Annotated in this window: 15 protein-coding genes and 1 pseudogene; 6 read left to right on the top strand and 10 right to left on the bottom strand. The window is 57.7% G+C overall.

Annotation, left to right across the window (positions count from 1 at the left end):
- The first annotated feature begins 10 nt into the window (after nucleotides 1-10).
- The 3 genes from IEI95_RS10535 (at nucleotide 11) to IEI95_RS10525 (ending at nucleotide 8,539) form a co-directional block, all read left to right on the top strand.
- Nucleotides 11-6,553, top strand: coding sequence for a non-ribosomal peptide synthetase (locus IEI95_RS10535; RefSeq protein WP_234934201.1), 6,543 nt, complete (start codon nucleotides 11-13; stop codon nucleotides 6,551-6,553).
- 3 nt (nucleotides 6,554-6,556) lie between these two features.
- Nucleotides 6,557-7,933, top strand: coding sequence for an MATE family efflux transporter (locus IEI95_RS10530; RefSeq protein WP_156537485.1), 1,377 nt, complete (start codon nucleotides 6,557-6,559; stop codon nucleotides 7,931-7,933).
- Nucleotides 7,934-8,011: 78 nt separating this feature from the next.
- Nucleotides 8,012-8,539 carry an Rrf2 family transcriptional regulator gene (locus tag IEI95_RS10525; RefSeq protein ID WP_234934213.1) on the top strand — a complete coding sequence of 176 codons (528 nt, stop codon included), beginning with the start codon at nucleotides 8,012-8,014 and terminating at the stop codon, nucleotides 8,537-8,539.
- A 72-nt stretch (nucleotides 8,540-8,611) separates the two neighbouring features.
- Here IEI95_RS10525 and IEI95_RS10520 read toward each other — a convergent pair whose 3' ends face one another.
- The 3 genes and pseudogenes from IEI95_RS10520 to IEI95_RS10510 form a co-directional block, all read right to left on the bottom strand.
- Nucleotides 8,612-9,019, bottom strand: coding sequence for a hypothetical protein (locus IEI95_RS10520; RefSeq protein ID WP_156533012.1), 408 nt, complete (start codon nucleotides 9,017-9,019; stop codon nucleotides 8,612-8,614).
- A gap of 323 nt (nucleotides 9,020-9,342) precedes the next feature.
- The gene (locus IEI95_RS10515; protein ID WP_234891000.1) at nucleotides 9,343-10,131 is read right to left on the bottom strand and encodes a hypothetical protein; all 789 of its coding nucleotides are present in this window, start codon (nucleotides 10,129-10,131) and stop codon (nucleotides 9,343-9,345) included.
- Nucleotides 10,132-10,322: 191 nt separating this feature from the next.
- A pseudogene (locus IEI95_RS10510) lies at nucleotides 10,323-10,523 on the bottom strand (hypothetical protein); the annotation flags it as partial.
- Nucleotides 10,524-11,118: 595 nt separating this feature from the next.
- On the opposite strand from IEI95_RS10510, the gene IEI95_RS10505 reads away from it, so the two are divergent.
- The 3 genes from IEI95_RS10505 (at nucleotide 11,119) to IEI95_RS10495 (ending at nucleotide 14,002) form a co-directional block, all read left to right on the top strand.
- Complete coding sequence (locus IEI95_RS10505; RefSeq protein ID WP_194416393.1) at nucleotides 11,119-13,443, top strand: methyl-accepting chemotaxis protein; 2,325 nt, start codon at nucleotides 11,119-11,121, stop codon at nucleotides 13,441-13,443.
- A gap of 59 nt (nucleotides 13,444-13,502) precedes the next feature.
- Entirely contained in the window at nucleotides 13,503-13,652 is a 150-nt protein-coding gene (locus IEI95_RS10500; RefSeq protein ID WP_156533018.1) for a hypothetical protein, read from the top strand.
- A gap of 95 nt (nucleotides 13,653-13,747) precedes the next feature.
- Complete coding sequence (locus IEI95_RS10495) at nucleotides 13,748-14,002, top strand: GlsB/YeaQ/YmgE family stress response membrane protein (protein ID WP_041700031.1); 255 nt, start codon at nucleotides 13,748-13,750, stop codon at nucleotides 14,000-14,002.
- Between the two features lie 291 nt (nucleotides 14,003-14,293).
- On the opposite strand, the gene IEI95_RS10490 is transcribed toward IEI95_RS10495, so the two are convergent.
- The 7 genes from IEI95_RS10490 to IEI95_RS10460 all read right to left on the bottom strand — a co-directional run bounded on the left by IEI95_RS10490 (nucleotide 14,294) and on the right by IEI95_RS10460 (nucleotide 22,513).
- Complete coding sequence (locus IEI95_RS10490; RefSeq protein ID WP_156533020.1) at nucleotides 14,294-15,259, bottom strand: isoaspartyl peptidase/L-asparaginase; 966 nt, start codon at nucleotides 15,257-15,259, stop codon at nucleotides 14,294-14,296.
- A 35-nt stretch (nucleotides 15,260-15,294) separates the two neighbouring features.
- A complete protein-coding gene (locus IEI95_RS10485) occupies nucleotides 15,295-16,113 on the bottom strand; it encodes a M55 family metallopeptidase (RefSeq protein ID WP_156533022.1) in 819 nt (272 codons plus the stop codon).
- A gap of 23 nt (nucleotides 16,114-16,136) precedes the next feature.
- A complete protein-coding gene (gene gsiD / locus IEI95_RS10480) occupies nucleotides 16,137-17,030 on the bottom strand; it encodes a glutathione ABC transporter permease GsiD (RefSeq protein ID WP_156533024.1) in 894 nt (297 codons plus the stop codon).
- A 7-nt stretch (nucleotides 17,031-17,037) separates the two neighbouring features.
- The gene (gene gsiC / locus IEI95_RS10475) at nucleotides 17,038-17,958 is read right to left on the bottom strand and encodes a glutathione ABC transporter permease GsiC (RefSeq protein ID WP_156533125.1); all 921 of its coding nucleotides are present in this window, start codon (nucleotides 17,956-17,958) and stop codon (nucleotides 17,038-17,040) included.
- Between the two features lie 137 nt (nucleotides 17,959-18,095).
- Entirely contained in the window at nucleotides 18,096-19,646 is a 1,551-nt protein-coding gene (gsiB, locus tag IEI95_RS10470; protein ID WP_156533026.1) for a glutathione ABC transporter substrate-binding protein GsiB, read from the bottom strand.
- Nucleotides 19,647-19,689: 43 nt separating this feature from the next.
- The gene (locus IEI95_RS10465; RefSeq protein ID WP_194416392.1) at nucleotides 19,690-21,570 is read right to left on the bottom strand and encodes a dipeptide ABC transporter ATP-binding protein; all 1,881 of its coding nucleotides are present in this window, start codon (nucleotides 21,568-21,570) and stop codon (nucleotides 19,690-19,692) included.
- Between the two features lie 37 nt (nucleotides 21,571-21,607).
- Nucleotides 21,608-22,513, bottom strand: coding sequence for a MurR/RpiR family transcriptional regulator (locus IEI95_RS10460; RefSeq protein ID WP_234934200.1), 906 nt, complete (start codon nucleotides 22,511-22,513; stop codon nucleotides 21,608-21,610).
- Nucleotides 22,514-22,647 lie beyond the last annotated feature (134 nt).

Raw genomic sequence — 22,647 nt, 5'->3', positions numbered from 1 at the left:
GAGACTGCCCGTGAACTCTGTCGATCCGATTCTGGCGCTGCGCGCCCGCGTTGCGGCGCTCAGTCTTGCGGAACGCGAGGCTTTCCGCCGCCAGCTCGAAGCCCGTGGGATCGCCTGGGAACGGGTGGCACCGGAAGAGACGCCACAAGAGACGCCAAGGGTGTCAACGCGCACCGGGCGCCTGCCGTTGACACCCGGCCAGAAGCATTTCTGGCTCCAGCAGAGCCTCTATCCCGAGAGTTCTGCTTATCACGTTGCCTATCGCTGGCGGTTTGAGGGGCCGCTTGATCGCGCAGCGCTGGAGCGGAGCCTTGCAACGATTGTCTCCCGGCATGCGCCGCTCAGAACCGCCTTTCCGGTGGAGGCAGGCGAGCCGTGGCAGGAGGTTGATCCGAACCACGCTTTTGCCATGGGCCTTACCGATCTGGAGGCGACAGGCGAAGATGGAGAGGCGCTGGCGCTGGCTGTTGCGACTGACCCTTTCGATCTCTCAAAGGCACCGCTGATCCGGGCGCATCTCTTGCGGCAGAATGAGAGCGAACACCTGCTGGCGATCACCCTTCATCACATTGTCGCGGATGGCTGGTCACGCGGTGTGCTGATGCGCGAGCTGACGGCCTGCTACCGCGCCTATCGTATGGGTACCGCGCCCGCGCTTTCGCCCATCACCCGCGATTTTGGTGATCTGGTTCTTGATCAACACGCATGGCTTCGAAGCCAAGACTGCGAACGAGCCCGCGACTACTGGAAGCAAACCCTCGCCGATCTCAAGCCGCTGGAATTGCCAAGCGACCGATCCCGCAGCAGCAGCGTTGACATGACGGCGGCCACCGTGACACGGGTTATTCCCGTCTCGGTGTCCTCGCAGGTCGCCTCGCTTGCCAGCCAGCTTGGAACAACGCCTTTTGTGGTGATGGCTGCGGCCTTCTCGCTGCTGCTTCATCGCTACAGTGGCGAGCGCGACCTGTCGGTCTGCGTGCCCGTCGCCGGACGGAACGATCCGGATGCCGCAGGGCTGATTGGTCTGTTTACCAACACGCTGGTGCTGCGCGCGCAACTTGACCCGCGCATGACGTTTTCGCAGTGGGTCGGGGCGGTGCAGGAGCGCTTCTCGGACGCGCTCGACCATCAGGCATTTCCCTTTCCGCTGATTGCTGAGGCACTTGGCATGAGCCGCGACCAACGGCAGAACCCGCTCTCGCAGGTTATGTTCCAATTGCAGTCGCAAGACTACCGCGCACAGAATGCCGAGCAGATCGACTTCGGCATCGACGGTCTCAAGGTTCGCCAACAGCCAGCACGGTTGAGTGAAACAAAGGTCGATCTCAGCTGGTATGTGATGGAGCGGGAATCCGGCTATCTGCTGAACATCGAATATCGCGTGGCGATCTTTGATTCATGGCGGATCGAGCGCATGGCCGCCCATTTCGAGGTTTTGCTCGGCTCTATCCTGCAATCTCCCAATGCTTTGCTGCCAAGGCTCGCCTATCTATCAAAGGAAGAGCATGCCGCCGTGGTTGCGCTTGGAACGCCAACCGCGCGGCCCGTGCCTGACATCACCATGCACGAGGCAATCGCACACGTCGCCCGGCACCAACCCGATGCGATTGCACTTGAAAGTCAGGGCCGCCGTTGGACCTATGGCGAACTACAGACAGATGTGGACGCGCTTGCCGCCACGCTTGTCAGCCTTTCGGTTCACCCCGGCGATAGGGTCGCCGTTTCGCTGCCGGGCAGGGGGCAATCCGTCATCGCCTTCCTTGCCATTCTGAAAGCGGGTGCTGTCTATGTTCCGCTCGATCCCGATCATCCGGCGGACCGGGTTGCCTATGTGCTTGAAGATTCCGGTGTCAGTCTGGTCTTGACGGACAGGGCAGACCTCTATCCGGCCCATCGCTCCCTTGATCCGACCCGCCCAATGCCGATGAGCGAGACCCCTGCCGCGCTGCCCCCCTCTGATCCCGCGCGCATCGCCTATCTTCTCTACACCAGCGGCAGTACGGGCCGACCGAACGGCGTGCCGATTGGCCATGCAAGCCTGCTCAATCATCTGCGCTCCATGGCCGTCTCGCCGGGGCTTGCACCCGGTGATCGGCTTTTGGCAATCACCACGCCCACCTTCGACATTTCCATTCTGGAAATGCTTCTGCCGCTCAGCGTCGGCGCGACCACCGTGCTCTACGGCCAAGACCTGTTGCTTGCGCCACAGCGGCTCGCCGACGTGCTTGTGACGGATCGTATCTCGCATTTGCAGGCAACGCCCGCCTATTGGCGCATGTTGATCGACAGCGGCTGGGAGGGATTGCCGCATCTCATCGCCCTTTGCGGCGGCGAGGCGCTGGATGCGCCGCTTGCCCGCAAGCTGATCGACCGCACGAAAGAGCTGTGGAACGTCTATGGGCCAACGGAGGCGACAATCTGGGCAAGCGCGCTGAAGGTCACCCACGCCCACGCGGAAAGCGGCAAGGTCCCGGTTGGTGGCCTCCTCGACAATACCCACCTCCACGTTCTCGACGCCTATATGCAGCCCCTGCCGCGCGGCATTGGCGGCGAACTCTACATCGGCGGGCCGTGCCTCAGCCCCGGTTACTGGAACCGCCCGGCTCTCACAGCCGCGCGTTTTGTGCCGAACCCGTTCTACGATGAGAACAGCCCTGCGCTTAGGCTCTATCGCACAGGCGATGCGGTTGTTCGTCTGGCAAATAGTGAAATCGAATTTATCGGCCGCACGGATTTTCAGGTTAAGCTGCGGGGCTATCGCATCGAGATTGGTGAGATCGAGGACAAGCTGCTGCGCGAGAGCGTCGTTGAGCAGGCCATCGTCACGCTCGACGCGGAAAACGAGCGGCTGATTGCCTATGTGCTCGTTCGCGATTGGCCGACGACGAACGATGGTGAGATTGAGCGTAAGCTTCGCCAATCACTGTCTGCGCAATTGCCGCGCTACATGGTGCCGACCGCCTTTGTGATGATGGATGAATTTCCTCTCAACCCGAACGGTAAGGTGGATCGCAAACAGCTTCCGATCCCCCAACTTTCCACAATGCGTGCGGAGCTGGTTCCAGCCCGCAATGCCATTGAGGCGACGCTGCTGGAGATATGGAAGGCCGTGCTGCGGCGCGAGGATTTTGGCATCGAGGATAATTTCTTCGATCTCGGCGGTGACTCCATTATCGGCGTCCAGATCGTCGCGAAGGCGCAAGCCAAGGGGCTGAAGCTCGAACCGACCCAGATTTTCGAGTTGCAGACAATCGCGGCACAGGCGGACGCCGCCGTTGCCGAAGACGCGATTCAGATAATCGAGGTTGCCGAAAGCGGCTCCAGCTTCGAGATGACGCCAGTGCAGGCGGGCATGCTGTTCCACAGTCTGATGGCCCCAGCCTCAGGCACCTATATCGAGCAATGCTGGTGCGTGCTGGAAGGCCCGCTGGATGCCGATGCCTTCAAATCGGCGTGGGGAAGGGTGATCGCCCGCCACGAGGTCTTGCGCGGTGCCTGCCGCTGGACGGATGTCGAGCGGCCCATCATGGTCATTGCCGAGAATGTTGTGCCCGAATGGCGCGAAGCGGACTGGTCGGGCGACGATGCGGCAGGGCAGGAGACAGCCTTTGCGGCATGGTTGGAGGCGGATCGCCGTCGTGGCTTTACGCTGGATGCTGCACTCCTTTTGCGGTTTGCGCTGATCCGGCTCGGTCCCGGGCGCCATCGCTTCGTCTGGAGTTTCCACCACCTGTTGATGGACGGCTGGTGCGGCTCGCTGCTTGTCGGCGAAATGTTGAAGGCTTATGCAGGCGAAAGCCTGCCAGCGCCTCCCCCGTCTTATCGCCAATACGTCGCGTGGCGCGACAGGCAGGATATCACCGCTGCGCAAGCCTATTGGTCGCACGCTCTTGCCGATCTTCCGCAAGGCGGATTTTTGGGTGAGACAAAAATTGGCGAGGCGGCACAAGAGGCCATTGTCGAGATCCGGCGCAGCCTTGATGCCAGTCTCGCCACGCGGCTGACCATGATGGCGCGGCGGGAGCGGCTGACACTGGCGACCGTGTTACAGGGGGCCTGGGCGCTGCTTCTGTCACGGTATGGGGCCGAGGACGATGTGATCTTCGGAACGGTTTTGTCGGGCCGCCCGCCTGACCTGCCAGATGCAGACCGAATGATTGGTCTGTTCCTCAACACGGTGCCGTTCCGCGCCCGCACGCGACCGGAGGAGACGGTGGCCGAATGGCTTCAGGGCCTCCAGTCTGCGCATCGCCAGCGGGAAAAGCACGGGCATGCAGCGCTTGCCGATATTCAACGCTGGGCTGGCAAGACCGCCGATCAACCGCTTTTTGACACATTGCTTATCATCGAGAACCTGCCACTTTCGATGCAGGCGGCCTTTGCGGAAGGAACGCACACGCTCACCCTCAGCGATCCCGGCAGCTATGAGCGCACGCATTATCCGCTGTCGCTCCGGGTCTTTCCCGGTGCCGAGATAGAGATTGCGCTTGCCGCGGACCCATCCCGTCTGTCGTCCACCGGAGCTGATCGTCTGCTGCGCCATTACGAGACTTTGCTCTCATCCATCGTTGATGATCCGCAAGCCTGCCTTGGCACAATCGAGATGCTTAACCCCGAGGAGCGAGAAATCCTGCTCCAGACTGGCCGAGGTTCGCAGACACAGCCAAGTGTGGCGGTCCACGACCAGATCATCGCGCGGGCGCAAAGCAAACCGGGTAAAGCCGCCGTCGTTCAGGTGGGTGAGGGCCGCGATAGCACCATGTCCTACGGCGATCTCGTCGGTTATGCGGACGCTCTTGCCCTTCGCCTTTACCAGCACAGCATTGGCCGGGGCGCGGTCGTTGCGGTCTATCAGCGGCGTGGAAGTGCATTGCTGCCTTCACTGCTGGCCGTCATGCGGTCGGGTGCTGCCTATCTGCCTGTTGATCCCGACTATCCGGCAGAGCGCATTGCCTACATGCTGGCCGATTCTGGTGCGGCGCTGGTCCTGACGGATCTTGGGGACAGTGAGCGGGCGGTCATACCGCAAGGTGTTCCGGTGATGGACCCGACCCAGACATTCGGTTGTGCGTCGGTATCCTTCGAACCTGCTGCGGTTCAGGCCGATGATCTCGCCTACATTCTTTATACCAGCGGCAGTACCGGCCAGCCCAAGGGCGTGGCAATCACCCATGGTGCGCTTGCCAATTTCATCGAGTCCATGGCCGAAAGGCCGGGGATTGGCGAGGACGACCGACTGCTGGCGCTGACCACGATTGGCTTCGATATTGCGGGGCTGGAATTGTTCGCCCCCCTTTCGCAAGGCGCAACAGTGCTGCTTGCAGACAGCACTATTGCCCGCGACGGTCGGCGTCTTGCCGCGCTGGTTGATCGTGTGCAGCCGAGCGTTATGCAGGCGACGCCCGCCGGGTGGCGCATGCTGATCGAGGCGGGGTGGCCCAGTGACAAGAGGCATGGCAAGGGGCTTCGTATGTTGTGCGGCGGCGAGGCGCTGGACAGCCTTCTTGCGGCCGAGTTGCTGGATCGGGGCGATTGCCTGTGGAATCTTTACGGTCCAACCGAGACAACCATCTGGTCTGCGGCCACTGAGGTGCGGCGTGAAGACCTCAACGGTCACAGTGTCACGGTTGCTGGCCCCATTCAGAATACCCAGCTTTATGTTCTCGACCGGCGCGGGGAACCCGTACCACCCGGCACGCCGGGAGAATTGCACATCGGTGGTGCGGGATTGAGCCCGGGCTATTGGGGCAAACCCGGCCTGACGGCAGACAGGTTCATCCCCAACCCTTTCCGGCGTGGTCCGCAGGACGGCTACCATCTGTACCGCACTGGCGACCTCGTGCGCTTGGCGGAGAATGGCACGCTCGATTTTCTCGGACGGATCGACAATCAGGTGAAGCTGCGTGGCTACCGAATCGAACTCGGCGAGGTCGAGGCAAGGCTTGCGGCCCATCCTCGCGTTGCCGAAGCGGCAGTGCTTGTTGAGGATGGCGGTGCTGGCAAGCAGCTTGTCGCCTATCTGCGTTGGCGAGAGCCATTTGTCGGCGATGCAAGCGCGGAGCTTGGACCCCATATGGCCGATAGCCTGCCGCTCTACATGCTGCCATCGGCCTATGTCGCGGTTGATGCCTTCCCGCTGACGCCAAACGGCAAGGTTGATCGCCGCGCACTTCCGGCCTGCCGGCCAAAACCGGCACAGCGGCAAACGCACCTGCCGATCTCCGGCGAACCTACGGCTACGCTTGCCACAATCTGGCGAGAGGCGCTTAAACTCGACCACATCAATCCGGGTGACAATTTCTTCGAATGCGGCGGCCATTCGCTGCTTGTTGTCTCTTTGCAGGGTGTAATCGGCAAGCGTTTTGGAATATCGATTGATATTACGGCCTTTTTCCAGTTTCCGACGCTGGAAACAATGGCCGCCCATATCGCGCAGCTCCAAGCCGGTCGTGAAGGCGAATGGTCTGGAGATGATCGAACCCTCTTGCGCCAGACGGGCCGCGATCGCCTTGCCGGCCGCCGTGGCCTGCGGGCCGAACGCACAGGTGCCTGACGCATGCAGACAGTTGAAACCCTTGGCGATGCGGACGCGCCGCGCCGCCCGCCATCGGCGCGAACGACAAAGTCGCTTTTCCGGCTTAGCCTGCCGATGTTCGTGCATTCGCTGCTGACCTTTCTGGTCATGCTGTCGGAAATGCTGATCGTCAGTGCCTATTCCGCCGATGCAGCGGCAGCCGTGGCGATTGTGCGGCAGGTGCTTCAGGTCGTTTTCGAGATTTCGAGCATGGTCGGGATCGGCGCGGTCATCCTGATATCGCACAGTCTCGGGCGCGGTGACGAGGAGGGTGCGCGGCAGATTGCAACGCTTGCGGTCTTCACCAATACGCTCCTTGGCCTTTTGGTCGGCGGTTTGCTGTTTCTGGGTGGACCGGTGATCTTGCGGATTCTCGATGTCCCGGCATCAATCGTTGACGATGCAAGCCTTTATCTTTCCGTCGCCGCCGCTGCCATGGTCTTCAATGCGCTTGCCACGGCTGCGATTGCCTGCCTGAGGGCTTTCGGCAGCAGCCGGGTGATCGTGATAACCGGCTTGCTCCTGTCGGCAATTTACATTGGGGCGACCTATGTTCTTGTGCTTGGTGTCGGGCCGATTCCCCCGCTTGGGGTGACAGGTGCGGCCTATGCAACACTCGGCTCAAGGATTGCAATGGCGCTGATGTTTGGCCTTGCCGTTTATTGGACGCTCGGTCTTCGTTTCGTGGCTGGGCCGATCAGGGCGCGGCTCTCGCTCGTGCGGCGGATGCTCGTCCTCGCCTTTCCGAGTGTTTCGGACTATATCGGCTACGGTTTTTACCAGCTTGTCCTGCTCGGTTTCGTGGCGGGGTTCGGCGTCTCAAGTGTCTTGAGCCGCACCTATGTCATGCTGGCCATGACGTTCCTCATTCTTGTCGTCATGGCTGTGAGCCAAGGCAACGAGGTACTCGTCGGCTATCGCTGGGGCGAAGGCCGACGGCAGGACGCCTATCGTCAGGCGTTGCGCTCCAGCTTTGCGGCGACCTTGGTCACGACGACAATCGCGCTGCTGTTCTGGCTCTTGTCCGATCAATATCTCGGATTGTTCGGACAGGGCGGTGAAGTTCTGGCGCTTTCCACCTACCTGCTGCTGCTGACGATCTTGATCCAGCCCGGCTTCGCCTTCAATACAGTGTTGCTGCATTCGCTCAGGGCTGTCGGCGATGTCAGGGTTCCGGTCCTCGTCAGTATCGGGTTGACTTGGGGGCTTGGCCTGCCGCTGGCCTGGCTGTTTTGCGTGGAGGCGGGTTATGGGGTGGAAGGTGTCTGGTACGCGCTGATCATCGAAGAGACACTCAAGGCCGGTTTCATGCTTTCGCGCTGGCACGGTCGGGGATGGATGCGCAATGCCATTGCCTGATATTGTTTTGCACAATGAAGCCCATGGTCACCATCAGCCAAATATGCGACTATGGCTGAACGAGCAACTCCCTTGATTGTGTCATCCATGCGCCTGAAGCGGCAATCCGAAATTGCGATCGGTATATTGACAGCCTGCGCGAAAAGTCCATCGACGAAATACCCAGCCCAGCATCTGGCGCAAGAGGTCGGCGCGACGAGGGATCATGCCTATCAAGTCGTCGCTCTTCTGGTCCGCAACGGCTTTCTCAACAGCGATCGCGGGCCAGGCGGTGGTCTGCGCCTTGCGCGTGATCCCAACGACATCAAGCTCGCCGACGTGCTGCGGATCACCCAGCCGGAACTGGACGGCAACGCGGAAGAACCGGAGCCCGGCACGCTCAACGGCCAACCCTTGCTTGACGGCATCGTTGCCGCGGCCTCGTCCTTTCTTGTCAGTTTGCTCGACCGTTTCACTGTCGCGGACCTCGTAGCATCGCCCGATAGCTCCGCTATCGCTTGTCTCGAGTGCAGCCTCGTGACCTCACGCCCTGTTCGCGAACGTCTGATGCTGTTGCCCGCGCCCCAGTTGTCCCCCGTGGACGACAGTCTGGAAGCAGACGCCTGATTGCCCTGAGGCAACGGATGGATGTCCGTGAACAGAACCGATACCGCATGATTCAAGACGCGAATAGGGCGTTCATGCCGCGTGGCATGTCCCGGATGGGCTGCCCGCGATGAGATCGGCGAGCGTGAACTTGTCAGCCATCCGCACGAAATTCACTGATGCGGCTTCAACGGCGAGCATGAATACGTTCTGCTGCCTATGGCTGCGGTGTTTATCACCTTGGAGAAGATCGGGTTGGGTGAGCCGCAGAATGGCACCCAGTGTGACGCTGGCTGGATTGATGGCGAGTATCACGCGGCCGTCTGGCTCGCGGTGCAACAGTTCATGCCGGAGCAACAGCAAGATGCTTTTGACGACCTCTCCGGTGGGGCCATTGTGCAATTCGGTCAGTTCCCGGAAGGCAAGCTTACGGCCGGGTCTGCACGCACAGGCCGTGAGGACCGCAAGGACGGTCATGGTTTCGCGTGTGAAATGCATCATCCCTCTCTCCCCAACACATTGCTTAAGCGACGTGCGTCTTGTGAAAACGCACAAACAACGCCGTAATTCCTTATATTCGCTGCATAATTTTCTCTGTGATCCAACTCTGGCTTGAGAAACTATGCAGGAGATCAAAGGTGCGCCTCAGGAGGCACCGCGTTCGCTTGCTGATGGATAGACGTGTCGCCGGTTCGGTTTGGGACCATAGCGTAAGATTTTTTTCGCCCGCGCGGGAGCTTTGTCGTTCAAGACGACGCTTCGATCCTTGTGAGATGCTTGTGACGGCAATGATGAATGCAAGCGCAGGCTTTAGGTCGATTCGATCAGGTTTGAAGAGCGCCTGCCGTTGTCACAGCCTGCCTCACAATGCTGGCATCACCGTTTATGACAAGATTCGTCAGTTCATCGAGGCGAGGCTGTTTTGGAACGCGGGAAAGGTCCGCGATCATTTTGTCAACGCTGCCTTTTTCAAGCAGATGCGCAACATCGGCCTCCTCTGCGGCTCTATCGTACAGCACCAGCACGGTTTTCGTCACCGCTCTGGCATCGCTGGTATCGCAAAGGAATGGGATGACAGTTTCATGGTGATGCATGGGCAGCGTCAAGATATGCGCGCCGATCAGTCGGCTGGCCTCGACACAGTCGCATTGATTGTCGGCCCCGACGATGCAGAAGGCCGTGAGATTGGGCGGCGGGTCTGCTGTTATCACCTGGGTTGACTGGCGCAGGTTTTCCGCCAGTTCTGGTGTCGTCTGCGCTCGCTCCATCAGCTTTTGGTAGGACACATATGGCACGTCATTTGGGTTATCCGAGAGCATGACAACCGGGCTGAAGGCAAGGACACGAACAGGTTTTTCGATCATGCGTGCGAGAAGCGTGCCGTGATACAGCGCCCCATGCCCTCCTTTGCTTCCACCAATCGTAATCACCAGATCGTATGGCGCACTGACATCTTTTATGAAATTCGCCAGAATATCTGGCGTGTTGGTGAAATAGGTGTCTTCCTTATCCGCGATGCTCAGGACGTCTGCCGGAAAATCGACAGACTTGAAATGATGCTTGGTCGAATGGGAGAACAGCACGACGAGAACGGCGGCGTTCCGCTTGCGCATTTCGATATCGTAACATCCAAGAGACATTTCTGGCGGCTTTCATTGTGTGCAGCAGGCGATCAAATGCAATCTTCTGCCGATGTTCGTATAAAGCCGCTCAGATCTTCGCAAGAGTAGACGTCAGTCACGTTCCCGAATACTCTATGCAGACCGTCAAAAATGGTCAGCATCAGCACCACAATTTCTGGCTGTTATCCGGTTGACAATACGGACGCCGATCCAGCTCTGTTGCAAACCTCTTGAACGGCAAAGGAGCATTCAACGATATGGGCCTGCCCACGGATGCCTTTTGTCAGGTTGAAAATCGTAGCCTGGCCTTTGCGTAACGCTCGCATGGCCTCTAACCCTTTGATCGTCACATAGGCCGTTTTCAACGTCTTGACCCCTCTCATACCAAGTCTCGAAGATGCTGACGCATTATCGAGACTTGGTATCAAACGTCAGGGCAGATGATCGGGCGATAATAGGCAGCTCCAGCCAAATCACAATATTTGCAATATTGCGCCATAACTGCGTCCAGCGACGGTCATTTATGAAACCCTTCCAAAACTCGCGACAGATCCATGAGCACTACATGAGATCCCACTAAAAAAAGGGGATTGCCTTAGGGCATGGTTAACAATTACATCTTATAATTGAGACCACACAGCATCCAGTTGAGATGTTCCTTCGCATGACGCGACATAAAATCACGTTTTAAGACTGAGTTTCGTAGTCGATCCCTTGAGCCTCAAGGAGCGAGAGGAATTCGTGCGCGTTTTCGTCAGTGATAACAGTGTCTTGGCTACCGCGTTTATCAAGCGGGTCATCGAAAGGGAAGCGGGCTTGGCCATAGGGGTCCAGTGCGCATTCCAGGTAGCTTTGATGACCTGCTTGGGCTTCAGCAGAAACCTGGCCGGTCTGTTCTTGACAGGGCGGTCGCCGTAGGGCGCCAACGACTTATCAGCGACAGTAACTCCCAAAACAGCTTCCGATAGAGGATATACGATGTCTTTCTACACTCAAATGAAGAAATCTTCCAAATCTCAGGCGGCTGTGGCTGAGATACAGCGCGTCAAAGTTAGTATCGCAGACGGAAAACTAGCCGCGCGTGCAAATCTCGATGCAGTTACTGGCGAGGCCAGAGAGATGCTGATTGCTGTCAACGAATTACTTGAGGCCAGTATGCAGCCGATGCAAAAGCTGGGGGCATCTATCGCTGACATGTCAGGTGAGCACGACAAGGGCGACATTGATATCAGGTTACCTTCAGAGGACTTCAAGGGCGACTTCGCTGTGATGGCCAAAGGCATTAACGACATGGTCGGCGGACATATCGCGGTCAAGAAAAAGGCCATGGCTTGCGTCAAGGAACTTGGGTTGGGCAATTTTGAAGCACCGCTCGAGCAGTTTCCCGGCAAGAAAGCTTTCATCAACGAGACAATCGAAACCTTGCGTACCAATCTCAAAGGCCTGATCTCTGAGATGAATACGATGTCGCTTGAGCACGATAAGGGCGACATTGACGTCTTCGTGCCGATTGAGAAATTCAAGGGCGACTTTGCCGTGATGGCCAAAGGCGTCAACGATATGGTCGCGGGCCACATTGCAGTTAAAAAGAAGGCCATGGCCTGCATCAAGGCGCTAGGTGAGGGCAATTTCGAAGCGTCGCTCGAGCAGTTCCCCGGCAAAAAAGCCTTCATCAATGAGACGATCGAAACCTTGCGCGCAAATCTGAAGGGTTTGATTTTTGAAATGAATACGATGTCGATCGAGCACGATAAAGGCGACATTGACATCTTCGTGCCGGTTGAGAAATTCAAGGGCGATTTTGCCGTGATGGCCAAGGGCGTCAACGATATGGTTAGCAGCCACATCACCGTCAAAAAGAAGGCCATGGCCTGCATCAAGGCGCTGGGTGAGGGCAATTTTGAAGCGCCGCTCGAGCAGTTCCCCGGCAAGAAAGCTTTCATCAATGAGACTATCGAGACGCTGCGTGGAAATTTACGGGCGATTACCACTGAACTTCAGCGCTTGATTGCCGCATCTACAGCCGGCAAGCTCTCTGAGCGGGGCGCGGCCGATCATTTCGTCGGGGATTTCGCCAAGCTGGTCTCGGGAATCAACGGCATGTTGGATTCTATCATTCTTCCGATCTCTGAGGGCAATCGCGTTCTTCGCCAGGTGAGTTTCGGTGATCTTACCCAACATGTGGACATCGAATGCGAAGGCGATCATGCGAGCATGAAGAATGCGATCAACAATATGGTCGACAACCTGCGCAACACAGCAACCATAGCCGACCAGATCGCCAGTGGCGACTTGACCGTCGAGCCGGAGCCACTTTCAGACAAGGACACGCTGGGAATAGCGCTTGTGTCGATGGTTGAGCGCCTTCGCGGGGTTGTTGCCGACGCATTAACCGCAAGTCAAAATGTTTCAGCGGGTTCGCAGCAGCTCTCCGCCGGGTCAGAGCAGCTTTCGGAAGGTGCGACCGAACAGGCTGCGGCGGCTGAAGAAGCCTCTGCATCCATGGAGGAAATGGCGGCCAATATCAAGCAGAACGCTGATAATGCTGCTCAAACCGAAAAGATCGCCCGCCAATCCTCGAAGGATGCTGAAGCTTCCGGCGAGGCCGTCAACCGGGCCGTTACCGCGATGCGCACGATTGCCGATAAAATTTCCATAGTGCAGGAAATCGCCCGTCAGACTGACCTTCTCGCTCTGAATGCCGCCGTGGAAGCAGCCCGTGCTGGAGAGCATGGCAAAGGCTTTGCCGTTGTTGCCTCTGAAGTGCGAAAGCTTGCCGAACGCAGCCAGTCAGCCGCCGCCGAAATCAGCGGTCTGTCTGGACAGACTGTGCAGGTTGCCACCGAAGCTGGTGGAATGCTGGCGCGTCTGGTTCCCGACATCCGTAAGACTGCCGAATTGGTCTCTGAAATCTCTGCGGCTTGCCGTGAGCAGGATATCGGTGCCTCGCAGATCAACGAGGCGATCCAGCAACTCGACAAGGTGACACAGCAGAATGCCGGCGCTTCGGAAGAAATGTCGGCAACCTCTGAAGAACTCGCAGCACAAGCCGAGGAGCTTCAGACCTCCATCGCCTTCTTTAAGGTCGACAATGCTGCTGACGTTAAAGTGCAAGCATCACGCAACCAGTCGACGAAGGCCCGGACGAAGAGCAATATCTCAACAAAACCGGCAGCCATGGCCCATATGTCCAAACCCGGCCACTCCGTTGCAGGTCAGCAGGCCCGCGTAAAAGGCTGGGTGCTCGATATGTCGATGGGTGGCCCCGATGCTGAGGATTCCGATTTTCAAGAAAGGGCATAACCACTAAGCGATGATAAGATAGAGGCCCACAGACGCTCGATTATGTCGCTGATTCCGGCATGAAGTTGGCCAGCATTCCGATCAAAGACTCGGAAAGGGATGGCGGCGATACCGTGGATTACAAAAAAGCGTCCCTGAGTATCCTCGATCCAGACCGTGCTCTCGCCGCCAAGCAAGAGCACGGTCTGGCTATTGGCTATTTGACGTAAGGGCAGGACCACGATAGGCATTATAGGAATTAGGAAAGGCGACCCTGCCAATGCAAAGCATTGCCTAATCCCACCAGCCAAGGAAATGTCGTATGATGTCGAATGAGAGCCTGCTTGTATTTCTTCTTGTTGGCGCCCTTGCTGGATGGCTTGCCGGTCTGGTGGTACGTGGTGGCGGCTTTGGTCTGATCGGAGATATCCTTGTCGGCATCATCGGCGCGTTCATCGCGGGATGGCTCTTCCCCCGCCTCGGTTTCAGCCTGGGTACGGGCATCGTCAGAGCGATTGTCAACGCTACGGTCGGGGCGATCCTCCTTCTGCTGCTCCTCAGGCTCGTGCGCCGGGCGTAAATCACGGACAGCCCAGGAGGCTTGGCCTGCAGCCGGTTTTCAGATGCCGCATTAAGCTAATCCCGTCTTGGGTTCAAAATCATTGGGACTGAGGAAGGTTGCCCCTTCGAAGTCAGTAATTGCCTGACTTTAATTGCAAGATCGTAACGAGATCGGGCTGATCTACAGCGCCCGTCGTGCCACCCGGTCTCCATTTTATCTCAAAAAATCACGGCTCTACGGGAGTGATCATAGAGGTCAACCTCCGACACTGCTCCAACATTCAGTGTTTCCATAAAACGAAACAATTCTCTAGATATGCATTTCAAACAGCGTGTCATGGCTTGCGACAACCATGTGCCCATCCAGATTAATCCAGCCGCGAAACATCCCGGCGGTATTATAAGGTGCTGTGATGGAGCCATCTGCACCAACCGCGACAAGCCCTGCTCCGATATGATGGGGGGCAAGATCGGTGAACACCACATGCTGGCAGGCATCTTCCAGATTTTCGCCCAAGTACTGCATGCGGCTGGCGATTTCGTGGCCCACGGCATGGCGGATGAAGAATTCACCCTTGCCGGTGCCGGAAACTGCCACGACGCCATCCCGCGCATAGGTTCCGGCACCAATCACGGCGGTGTCGCCAATGCGGCCTGAAGGCTTGTTGTTGAAGCCGCCTGTGGATGTTGCGGCGGCAAGGTGGCCGTGGCTGTCCAGTGCCACAGCGCCAACCGTGCCATGCTTTTCGGCCTCGCTGGCAAGGGCTGCCGTTCCGGCTTTGGCGTGTTCTTTCAACGATGCCAGTGCTTTGACCCGGCGCTCGGTGGTGAAATAGGATTGTTCCACCATCGGCAGGCCCGATTTTTGGGCAAAGGCATCGGCAGCACTTGCTCCCAGCATCACGGTCTCGCCGCTGTGCATCAGTTTGCGGGCGGCACGAATCGGGTTGCGGATCGTGCGTGCCATGGCAATGGCACCGGCCTCAAGGGTGGAACCATCCATGATAGAAGCATCGAGTTCGTGATCGCCATCGGTGTTCAGTGCTGCACCATGGCCCGCGTTGAAATGCTCCGAATCTTCCATCACCATCACGGCGGCTTCTACAGCGTCGAGAGCGGATGCGCCTTGTTGCAACAAGCTCCATCCGGCCTTTAATGCGCGTTTGAGGTCAGTGCGGGCGGCTTCCCATTCGCTTTCCGGCATGTCGGCCTTGTTCATCACGCCACAGCCGCCGTGAATCGCAATGGCAATGGGATTTGGTTTGATATCGCTCATGAATGCCTCGAAATGCTTTGAAAAATCGCCCGCTGTTAGCGCAGCATGGTGGACATGGCGGATAGGCTGTTGATCATCCGCACCGCATGTTCCACCGTGGGCGCTTCGAACGCCACCTGATTTCCGCCGGTGCGGGCAAGCGTCGGCCATTGGCAAAACAGATCGGCAAGTCTCGTCGATTGGGTTTCGATGGTCACGGCAATGGGACCAGCCAGCGTGAATTTGGGTATCTGTCTCGCCTGTTCCACAGCTGCCCGCGCACCCGCACGAATGGCAAGGCAGGATTCCGATGGCGACAGGCTGACACCGCTGATGGCACCGCCTGCCTTTTTGGTCTCCACAAAGACTGTTTTGGGAAACAGGTCTTTGTTCTCGGCAATAAACACATCATCGCCGCTGCCCATAATGACTGGCACGCCATATTCACCCGCCAAAGCACCATAAATGCCCGCTTCGCCCAGTTCCTGACCGTTGAGGAATATCCGCGAAAAGGCAAAGCTGTTGATGGTATGGGCCAGAATGCCAACACCCTGCCCACGGGAATGGTAACCGATCAGGCAAACGCCATCGACCCCAAACTCGACGCCAGACATCATGCTGAGATAGCGCGGCTTGCCCTGAAGGACGCGGGCGCGCGGGTCCAGCCGATCCGGCGGCATATTGCGAAACGAGCCGTGGGAATCGTTGACAAACACTTCCGTTGCACCAGCATCAAAGGCCCCGGCGATGGCGGCATTGGCTTCATCGGCCATCAACAGGCGGGCGCGTTCATATTCGCCATTGCCCGCGCGGGTCTGCTCCGGGTGATAGACGCCAGCGACCCCTTCGATATCGACGGAGATAAGAATTTTCATGGGTGGCTCCAAGATAAAGAGGGTTATTTCCGGTCGATTTTCGGGTCAATTGCATCGCGAAGACCATCACCCAACAGATTGAAGGCCAGAACGGTGACGAAAATCGCAAGGCTTGGAAACAGTGCCACATGCGGTGCGTTGACCATATCGGCTCTTGCGTCATTCAGCATGGCACCCCATTCGGGCGTCGGTGGCTGCGCACCGAGACCAAGGAAGGAAAGGCTGGCGGCGGTGATGATGGATGTGCCAAGTCGCATGGTGAAATAGACCACAATCGACGAAAAGGCCCCCGGCAGAATATGGCGAAACAGGATGATGAAATCTGATGCGCCAACGCTTCTGACGGCTTCAATATAGGTCATGTTTTTCAGCACCAGCGTGCTACTGCGCACCAGTCTTGCAAAAGCTGGCACGGAAAACACCGCAACGGCGGCCACCACGTTGACCATGGAACTGCCTAGAATGGCAACAATGCCCAAAGCCAGCAAAATGCCTGGAAAGGCAAACAGCACATCGCAGATGCGCATGACCACGCGGTCCCACCAGCCTTCATAATAGCCAGCCAGCAGGCCAAACACGGTGCCGATAAAGCCACCGAGCGTGACGGACAAAAGGCCTGTGGCCAGCGAAATGCGCGCGCCCATCAGAATGCGGCTGAAAATATCGCGACCCAATGGGTCAACGCCAAACCAATGGCTCAAGGATGGCCCGGCATTGATCATGTCATAGTCAAAGAAATTCTCGGCGTCATAGGGCGCAATCACGGGTGCTGCGATAGCCAGAACCATCAGGATGACAATGAAGGCCAAGGCCCCAAGCGCCACGGGCTGACGTTTGAACTTGCGCCAGAACTCGCTCCAGGGGGTGCGCACAGCCCGACTGGTCTGTGTAACGACGGCAGATGTGGTATTGCTCATGGCCGGCTCATTTATAACGGATTGTCGGATTGATGACGCCGTAGAGCAGATCCACGACAAGATTGATCAGGATGAATTCCAGCGAGAACATCAGCACAAGCGCCTGAATCACCGGATAATCCCGCTGGTTGACCGCATCGACCAGCAAACGGCCAACACCCGGCCAGTTGAACACCGCCTCCACCACAATGGAGCCGCCCAGAAGAAAGCCAAATTGCAAGCCCATCATGGTGACAATCGGGATCAGAGCGTTGCGCAGGCAATGTTTGGCAATCACCACTTTTTCATTCAGGCCCTTGGCGCGGGCAGTGCGCACAAAATCTTCCTGAATCACATCCACAAAGGCGGCGCGGGTAAAACGGGCCATGACGGCGGCAACGCCCGCGCCCAGCGTCAGGGACGGCAGGATATAATGCCACCAGCTATCGGCCCCAACGGTGGGCAGCCATCCCAACCAGACGGAGAAGATTTGCATCAGCAACATGCCCAGCGCAAAGGCCGGAAAGGAAATGCCCGATACCGCCACGGTCATGCCCAGCCGATCCGGCCAGCGGTTGCGAAACACGGCAGAAAACACACCAATGATCATGCCAACGGAGACGGACCAGATCATGCTGGTCAGCGTCAGCAGCATGGTGGGCATGAAGCGCTCACCAATTTCGACAGATACCGGGCGATGGGTGCGGATCGACACCCCAAGGTCTCCATGCAACATACGGGTGAAATACTCGACAAATTGCTGGGGCAGCGGCTTGTCGAGACCCAGTTCGCTGCGCACCAGCGCCACGGTCTGCTCGTCCGCATCCTGCCCGGCGGCAAGGCGTGCCGGATCACCCGGCAGCATATGCACGAACAGAAACACCAGAACGGCGACGATCAGAAGTGTGGGCAGCAGCCCGAACAGGCGCTTGAGAAAATAATTGAACATGGCAACCGCAGCGAAAGCCTTCAGGAGAGATGGGAGCATTTCCAGCAAAAGTGTATCGCGGTTTTGCGTTCGGAAATGCGTAAAAGGAGTGTCCCGGCGCTAGATCAGCGCCGGGATCGCGTTTTCAGAACGTCTTATTACTTCAGAGCAATGTTCGAGCTGTCGATATTGCCATCCGGCATGACGTAGACACCTTCAAGCTTCGTTGCCGCAGCCGACACATTGTTTTCAGTCACCAGCGGTGCCCAGGGCAGATCCTTCATGATCTGTTCCTGCGCGTCGGCATAGAAGGTCTTCTTCTCATCGTCCTTGGTGGTCTTCATGGCCTTGGCAATCAGATCGTCCACAACAGGATTGCTGTAATAGGCCGTGTTGCTCAGCTTTGGCGGCCAAGCTTCAGTGGCCAGCAGCGGACGCAATGCCCAATCGGCTTCGCCAGTCGAGGACGACCATCCGGCATAATACATCCGCACCTTGGCGGTCTTTGGATCGGGCGCTGTCTGTACCCATTCTACCCGCTGACCGGGTTCAAGCGCCTGAAGCGTCACCTTGATACCCACCTGCTGCAATTGCTGTTGCAGGAACTGAATGGCCTTTTGCGCCGTGGTTGTGGTGTAAGCGCTCCACAGGGTGGATTCAAAGCCGTTTGGATAGCCTGCTTCCTTCAACAAAGCGCGTGCCTTGGCTGGATCATAAGGCCATGGAGCGATCTTGTGGGCGTAGAGCACGCCTTCTGGCACAACACCTTCGGCGGGCTTGGCAAAGCCGCTAAAGGCCACCTTGGCCAGTGCTTCTTTGTTGATGGCATAGTTGATGGCCTGACGCACGCGCAGATCATCAAACGGCTTTTGCAGCATGTTGAAGCTGACATAGCGCTCAATGATCGACGGCGATACCGTGACAGTCAGCTTGGTGTTCTGCTTCAGCGTTGCCACCTGCTCATAGGGCATGGGATAGGCGAAATCAGCTTCCCCGGTCTGCAACATGGCGGCGCGGGTGTTGTTATCAGGCACTGGCTTCCAGGTGATTTCATCGACCTTCGGGAAGCCTTTGCGCCAATAGCCATCAAACTTCTTGGCCTTGACGTAATCGGTCTGCTTCCATTCGACAAACTCAAACGGGCCGGTGCCAACCGGATGGAAGGCGATTTCCTTGTTGCCCCATTTGGCCAGAGCGGCTGGCGAAATCATCGCAGCAGAGGCATGGGCCAGCGAGTTGATGAACGGGCCAAAGGGCTGCTTTAGCGTGATGCGCACTTCAAGCGGTGAGACAACCTCAACCTTGTCGATCTGGTTGAACTGGTTGAAGCGCGACAGCTTGTTATCCGGGTTGCGCACACGATCAAAATTGACCTTCACTGCATCGGCATTGAAATCGGTGCCGTCTTGAAATTTTACACCGTCACGTAGCTTGAATGTATAGACCAGACCGTCATCAGAGACGGTGTAGCCTGTGGCCAGAACCGGCTGCACCTTCAAGTCCTTGTCGAAGCCAAACAGGCCTTCGTAGAAGGACTTTGTCACAGCGGTGGTCAGCGTGGTGTTGGTATTATAAGGGTCTAGCGTTTCAGCCTGCGTATTGAGGGCCAGAACCACGCTGCCAGCGGCAAATGCCTGTCCCGCACCAATAGCGAGAATGCCTGCCAAGACCGTGGCAGATGCGAGCCGGGAAGAAAATCTATGCTTCATCAATATCTCCTGTGCTGGTTGGGTCAGTTCGGTAAGTGTTGAATTACATTTTGAAGGCGCCAACGCTGTGCCTTGCGACGAAATGGCCGGGTGATACCTCTTGCAAGGCTTCCACCACCGGCTCATCGCCTTTTTTGCGCATCGGGCTTGGCAGGTCTTCAGCAGCAAATTGCCGTTTCAAATGGCGACGTGCCGGATCGGCGATTGGCACGGCGGCCATCAGCTTTTTGGTATAGGGATGCTGCGGATTTTCAAAAATCGCCCGGCGCGGGCCAATTTCAACAATCTGCCCCAGATACATCACCGCCACCCGGTGGCTGACGCGCTCCACCACGGCCATGTCGTGAGAAATAAACAGATAAGAAATGCCCAGATCGCGCTGCAATTCCAAAAGCAGATTGACGATCTGCGCCTGAATGGACACATCCAGCGCCGAGACCGATTCATCGGCCACCACCACTTTCGGGTTCAGCGCCAAGGCGCGGGCAATGGCAATGCGCTGGCGCTGGCCACCCGAGAATTCATGCGGATAGCGCTCAGAATGGGCAGCCGACAGGCCAACCCGTTCCAACAGCCATGCCACGCGCTGTCTCGCTTCCTCGCCCTTGGCAATGCCGTGGATCAACAGCGGTTCCATAATCGAAAAACCAACCGTTAGCCTTGGGTCCAGCGAGGCAAACGGGTCTTGAAACACCAGCTGAATGCTGCGGCGAAGGCCGCGCAACTCGTTGGCCGGAAGATCAAGAACATTGCGGCCATCAAATTCGACGGTTCCACTCTGACTGTTGACCAGACGCAAGAGTGAACGGCCCGTGGTGGATTTGCCGCAGCCGGATTCGCCCACCAATGCCAAGGTTTCTCCGGCATGCAGATCAAAGCTTACCTTTTCCACCGCATGAACCGAGCTATCAACCCGGTTGAACAAACCGCGCCGAACGGGGAAGCGGGTGACCAGATCGCGCACTTTCAAAATCGGAGGCAGATCAAACCGTGCTGGAGGTTGTTCTGCATGGGTCTGAGTGCTATCGGCCCCCACCAGATCAAAAGCACGCGGACCATCGGTGCCCGCCATGGCTCCAAGGCGCGGAACGGCGGCCAAAAGGGCCTTTGTGTAAGGATGGTTCGGGCGCTCGAACACATCTTTAGAAGCGCCATGCTCGACCTTTTCGCCCTGCCGCATCACCAGCACGCGGTCGGCAATTTCGGCCACCACACCCATATCATGGGTGATGAACAGCACGCCCATGTTCATGTCGTCCTGAAGCTGGCGGATCAGTTGCAAAATCTGCGCCTGCACGGTGACATCCAGCGCCGTGGTCGGCTCGTCGGCAATCAGCAGGGAAGGGCGGCAGGCCAGCGCCATGGCAATCATCACCCGCTGGCGCATGCCGCCGGATAATTGATGCGGATAGCGGCCAAACACATGCTTGGCTTCTGGAATGCGCACCAGATCCAGCATCCGCAGCGCTTCAGATTTAGCGCCTGCCTCGCTCATCTTCTGGTGCAGGCGGATGGATTCGGCAATCTGTTCGCCAGCGGTAAACACCGGGTTGAGCGATGTCATCGGCTCTTGAAAGATCATGGCAATATCCGCACCCCGGATGCTGCGCATGGACGGCGTATCGGCGCGTGCCAGATCCAGCACCTTGTCATTGCTGGGGCGAAACAGCATAGCACCGCTATCAATCCGTCCACCACCATGCTCAATCAGCCGCATCAACGCCAGCGAGGTGACGGATTTGCCAGAGCCGGATTCACCCACAATCGCAAGCGTTTCACCTCGGCCAACCGCGAAGCTGATATTGCGCACGGCCTGCACCCGGCCCTCGGATGTGGCAAAGGATACTGTCAGGTCATCTACGGCCAGAACCTGATTGTCCAGCAGAGAGGGTGCGGTTTGGGGCAGGGTCGCAGAAGAGGTCATGGCAGATCGTCTCAATGAAAATGGGTCAGAGAATGTATCAGTCAAGCTCGGGTTCGTCGTCTTCGGCTAACGATTTCGCCGATGCCCGATGAGGGTGGTTTGGGCCGCTGTGCAGATAGGGAAGCACGGTATCAACAAGCTGGGTGGCCGCCTGCATGGAGCGGCCTGAGGCGTAGGATACGGCAGCAGAGAGGGACTCGATCAAGGCCAGCCCACTGGCCTCACAGCTGGCGAAATAATCGCTCTCGACCTGCGCAAACAGCGTCATTGTGGCATGGGCTACCAGCGGCGAGCTGGCATTGTCGGTCAGCGCCAGAACATCGGCCCCAGCATCGCGCAGGCGTTTTGCCAGCGTGACAGTATCAGCCATGTAACGTGGAAAGGCGATGGCGATGACAAGGTCACCGGCGCGAACATTGCGCAAAGCCCGCGCTGCGAAGGATGCACCTTCGACGGTGGCCAGTAGGCGAACATCATCACAAAACAGATCAAACCGCCGCTGCAAAAGGCCGCCAAGCCAGGCGCTGCTGCCAAGGCCAATGATGGAAATGCGGCGGGCGGACAAGATGAGACCGATAGCCCGCGATAGCGTCTCGGTATCGAGAGCCTGATGCGTTCTCTCAATGTTTCTGGTTATCATGGCCAGATTGTTGGCAAACACGTCTGCGGGGCTGGTTGCCGCCTGCGACCGTCGCTGTAATTTTTCCACAGGTGCCAAAGCGGTCTCGTACCCCAGCACCAGATCAGCACGAAATTGCGCATAACCCGCAAAACCCAAGGCGCGAGCAAAGCGATTGACGGTTGGAACCGACACATGAACGATCTCGGCCAGTTCTTCAGCCCGCATCGCGGCAACGCGCAAGGGATAATCCAGCACGTAATCTGCGATCTGCCGGTGGGCGGGCGATAACGTTGCCTGGATGATCCGTTGGGACATTGGCATGCGCTCTTGCTCTGATGGTACGCTTTCAATGTCCAAGATGCGGGCCCTGATTAAAAAATATCACCTGAGCCTCAGTATAGATATTTTTCAATCGTTCAAGCGGATTTTGGTGTAATTCTAGGCAAGCGCATATG

Source organism: Agrobacterium vitis (assembly GCF_014926405.1).
Lineage (GTDB): Bacteria > Pseudomonadota > Alphaproteobacteria > Rhizobiales > Rhizobiaceae > Allorhizobium > Allorhizobium vitis_H.
The sequence above is the reverse complement of the archived record's forward strand: the minus strand, read 5'-3'. Positions and strand labels throughout refer to the sequence as shown.

Excerpts from the sequence above, each read along its gene's own strand:
- IEI95_RS10465 (WP_194416392.1), bottom strand. The coding sequence starts at position 21,570 with ATGACCTCTTCTGCGACCCTGCCCCAAACCGCACCCTCTCTGCTGGAC.
- gsiD (WP_156533024.1), bottom strand. The coding sequence starts at position 17,030 with ATGAGCAATACCACATCTGCCGTCGTTACACAGACCAGTCGGGCTGTG.
- IEI95_RS10495 (WP_041700031.1), top strand. The coding sequence starts at position 13,748 with ATGTCGAATGAGAGCCTGCTTGTATTTCTTCTTGTTGGCGCCCTTGCT.
- IEI95_RS10460 (WP_234934200.1), bottom strand. The coding sequence starts at position 22,513 with ATGCCAATGTCCCAACGGATCATCCAGGCAACGTTATCGCCCGCCCAC.
- IEI95_RS10530 (WP_156537485.1), top strand. The coding sequence starts at position 6,557 with ATGCAGACAGTTGAAACCCTTGGCGATGCGGACGCGCCGCGCCGCCCG.
- IEI95_RS10520 (WP_156533012.1), bottom strand. The coding sequence starts at position 9,019 with ATGATGCATTTCACACGCGAAACCATGACCGTCCTTGCGGTCCTCACG.
- IEI95_RS10500 (WP_156533018.1), top strand. The coding sequence starts at position 13,503 with ATGAAGTTGGCCAGCATTCCGATCAAAGACTCGGAAAGGGATGGCGGC.
- IEI95_RS10490 (WP_156533020.1), bottom strand. The coding sequence starts at position 15,259 with ATGAGCGATATCAAACCAAATCCCATTGCCATTGCGATTCACGGCGGC.
- IEI95_RS10505 (WP_194416393.1), top strand. The coding sequence starts at position 11,119 with ATGTCTTTCTACACTCAAATGAAGAAATCTTCCAAATCTCAGGCGGCT.
- gsiB (WP_156533026.1), bottom strand. The coding sequence starts at position 19,646 with ATGAAGCATAGATTTTCTTCCCGGCTCGCATCTGCCACGGTCTTGGCA.
- IEI95_RS10485 (WP_156533022.1), bottom strand. The coding sequence starts at position 16,113 with ATGAAAATTCTTATCTCCGTCGATATCGAAGGGGTCGCTGGCGTCTAT.
- IEI95_RS10515 (WP_234891000.1), bottom strand. The coding sequence starts at position 10,131 with ATGCGCAAGCGGAACGCCGCCGTTCTCGTCGTGCTGTTCTCCCATTCG.
- gsiC (WP_156533125.1), bottom strand. The coding sequence starts at position 17,958 with ATGTTCAATTATTTTCTCAAGCGCCTGTTCGGGCTGCTGCCCACACTT.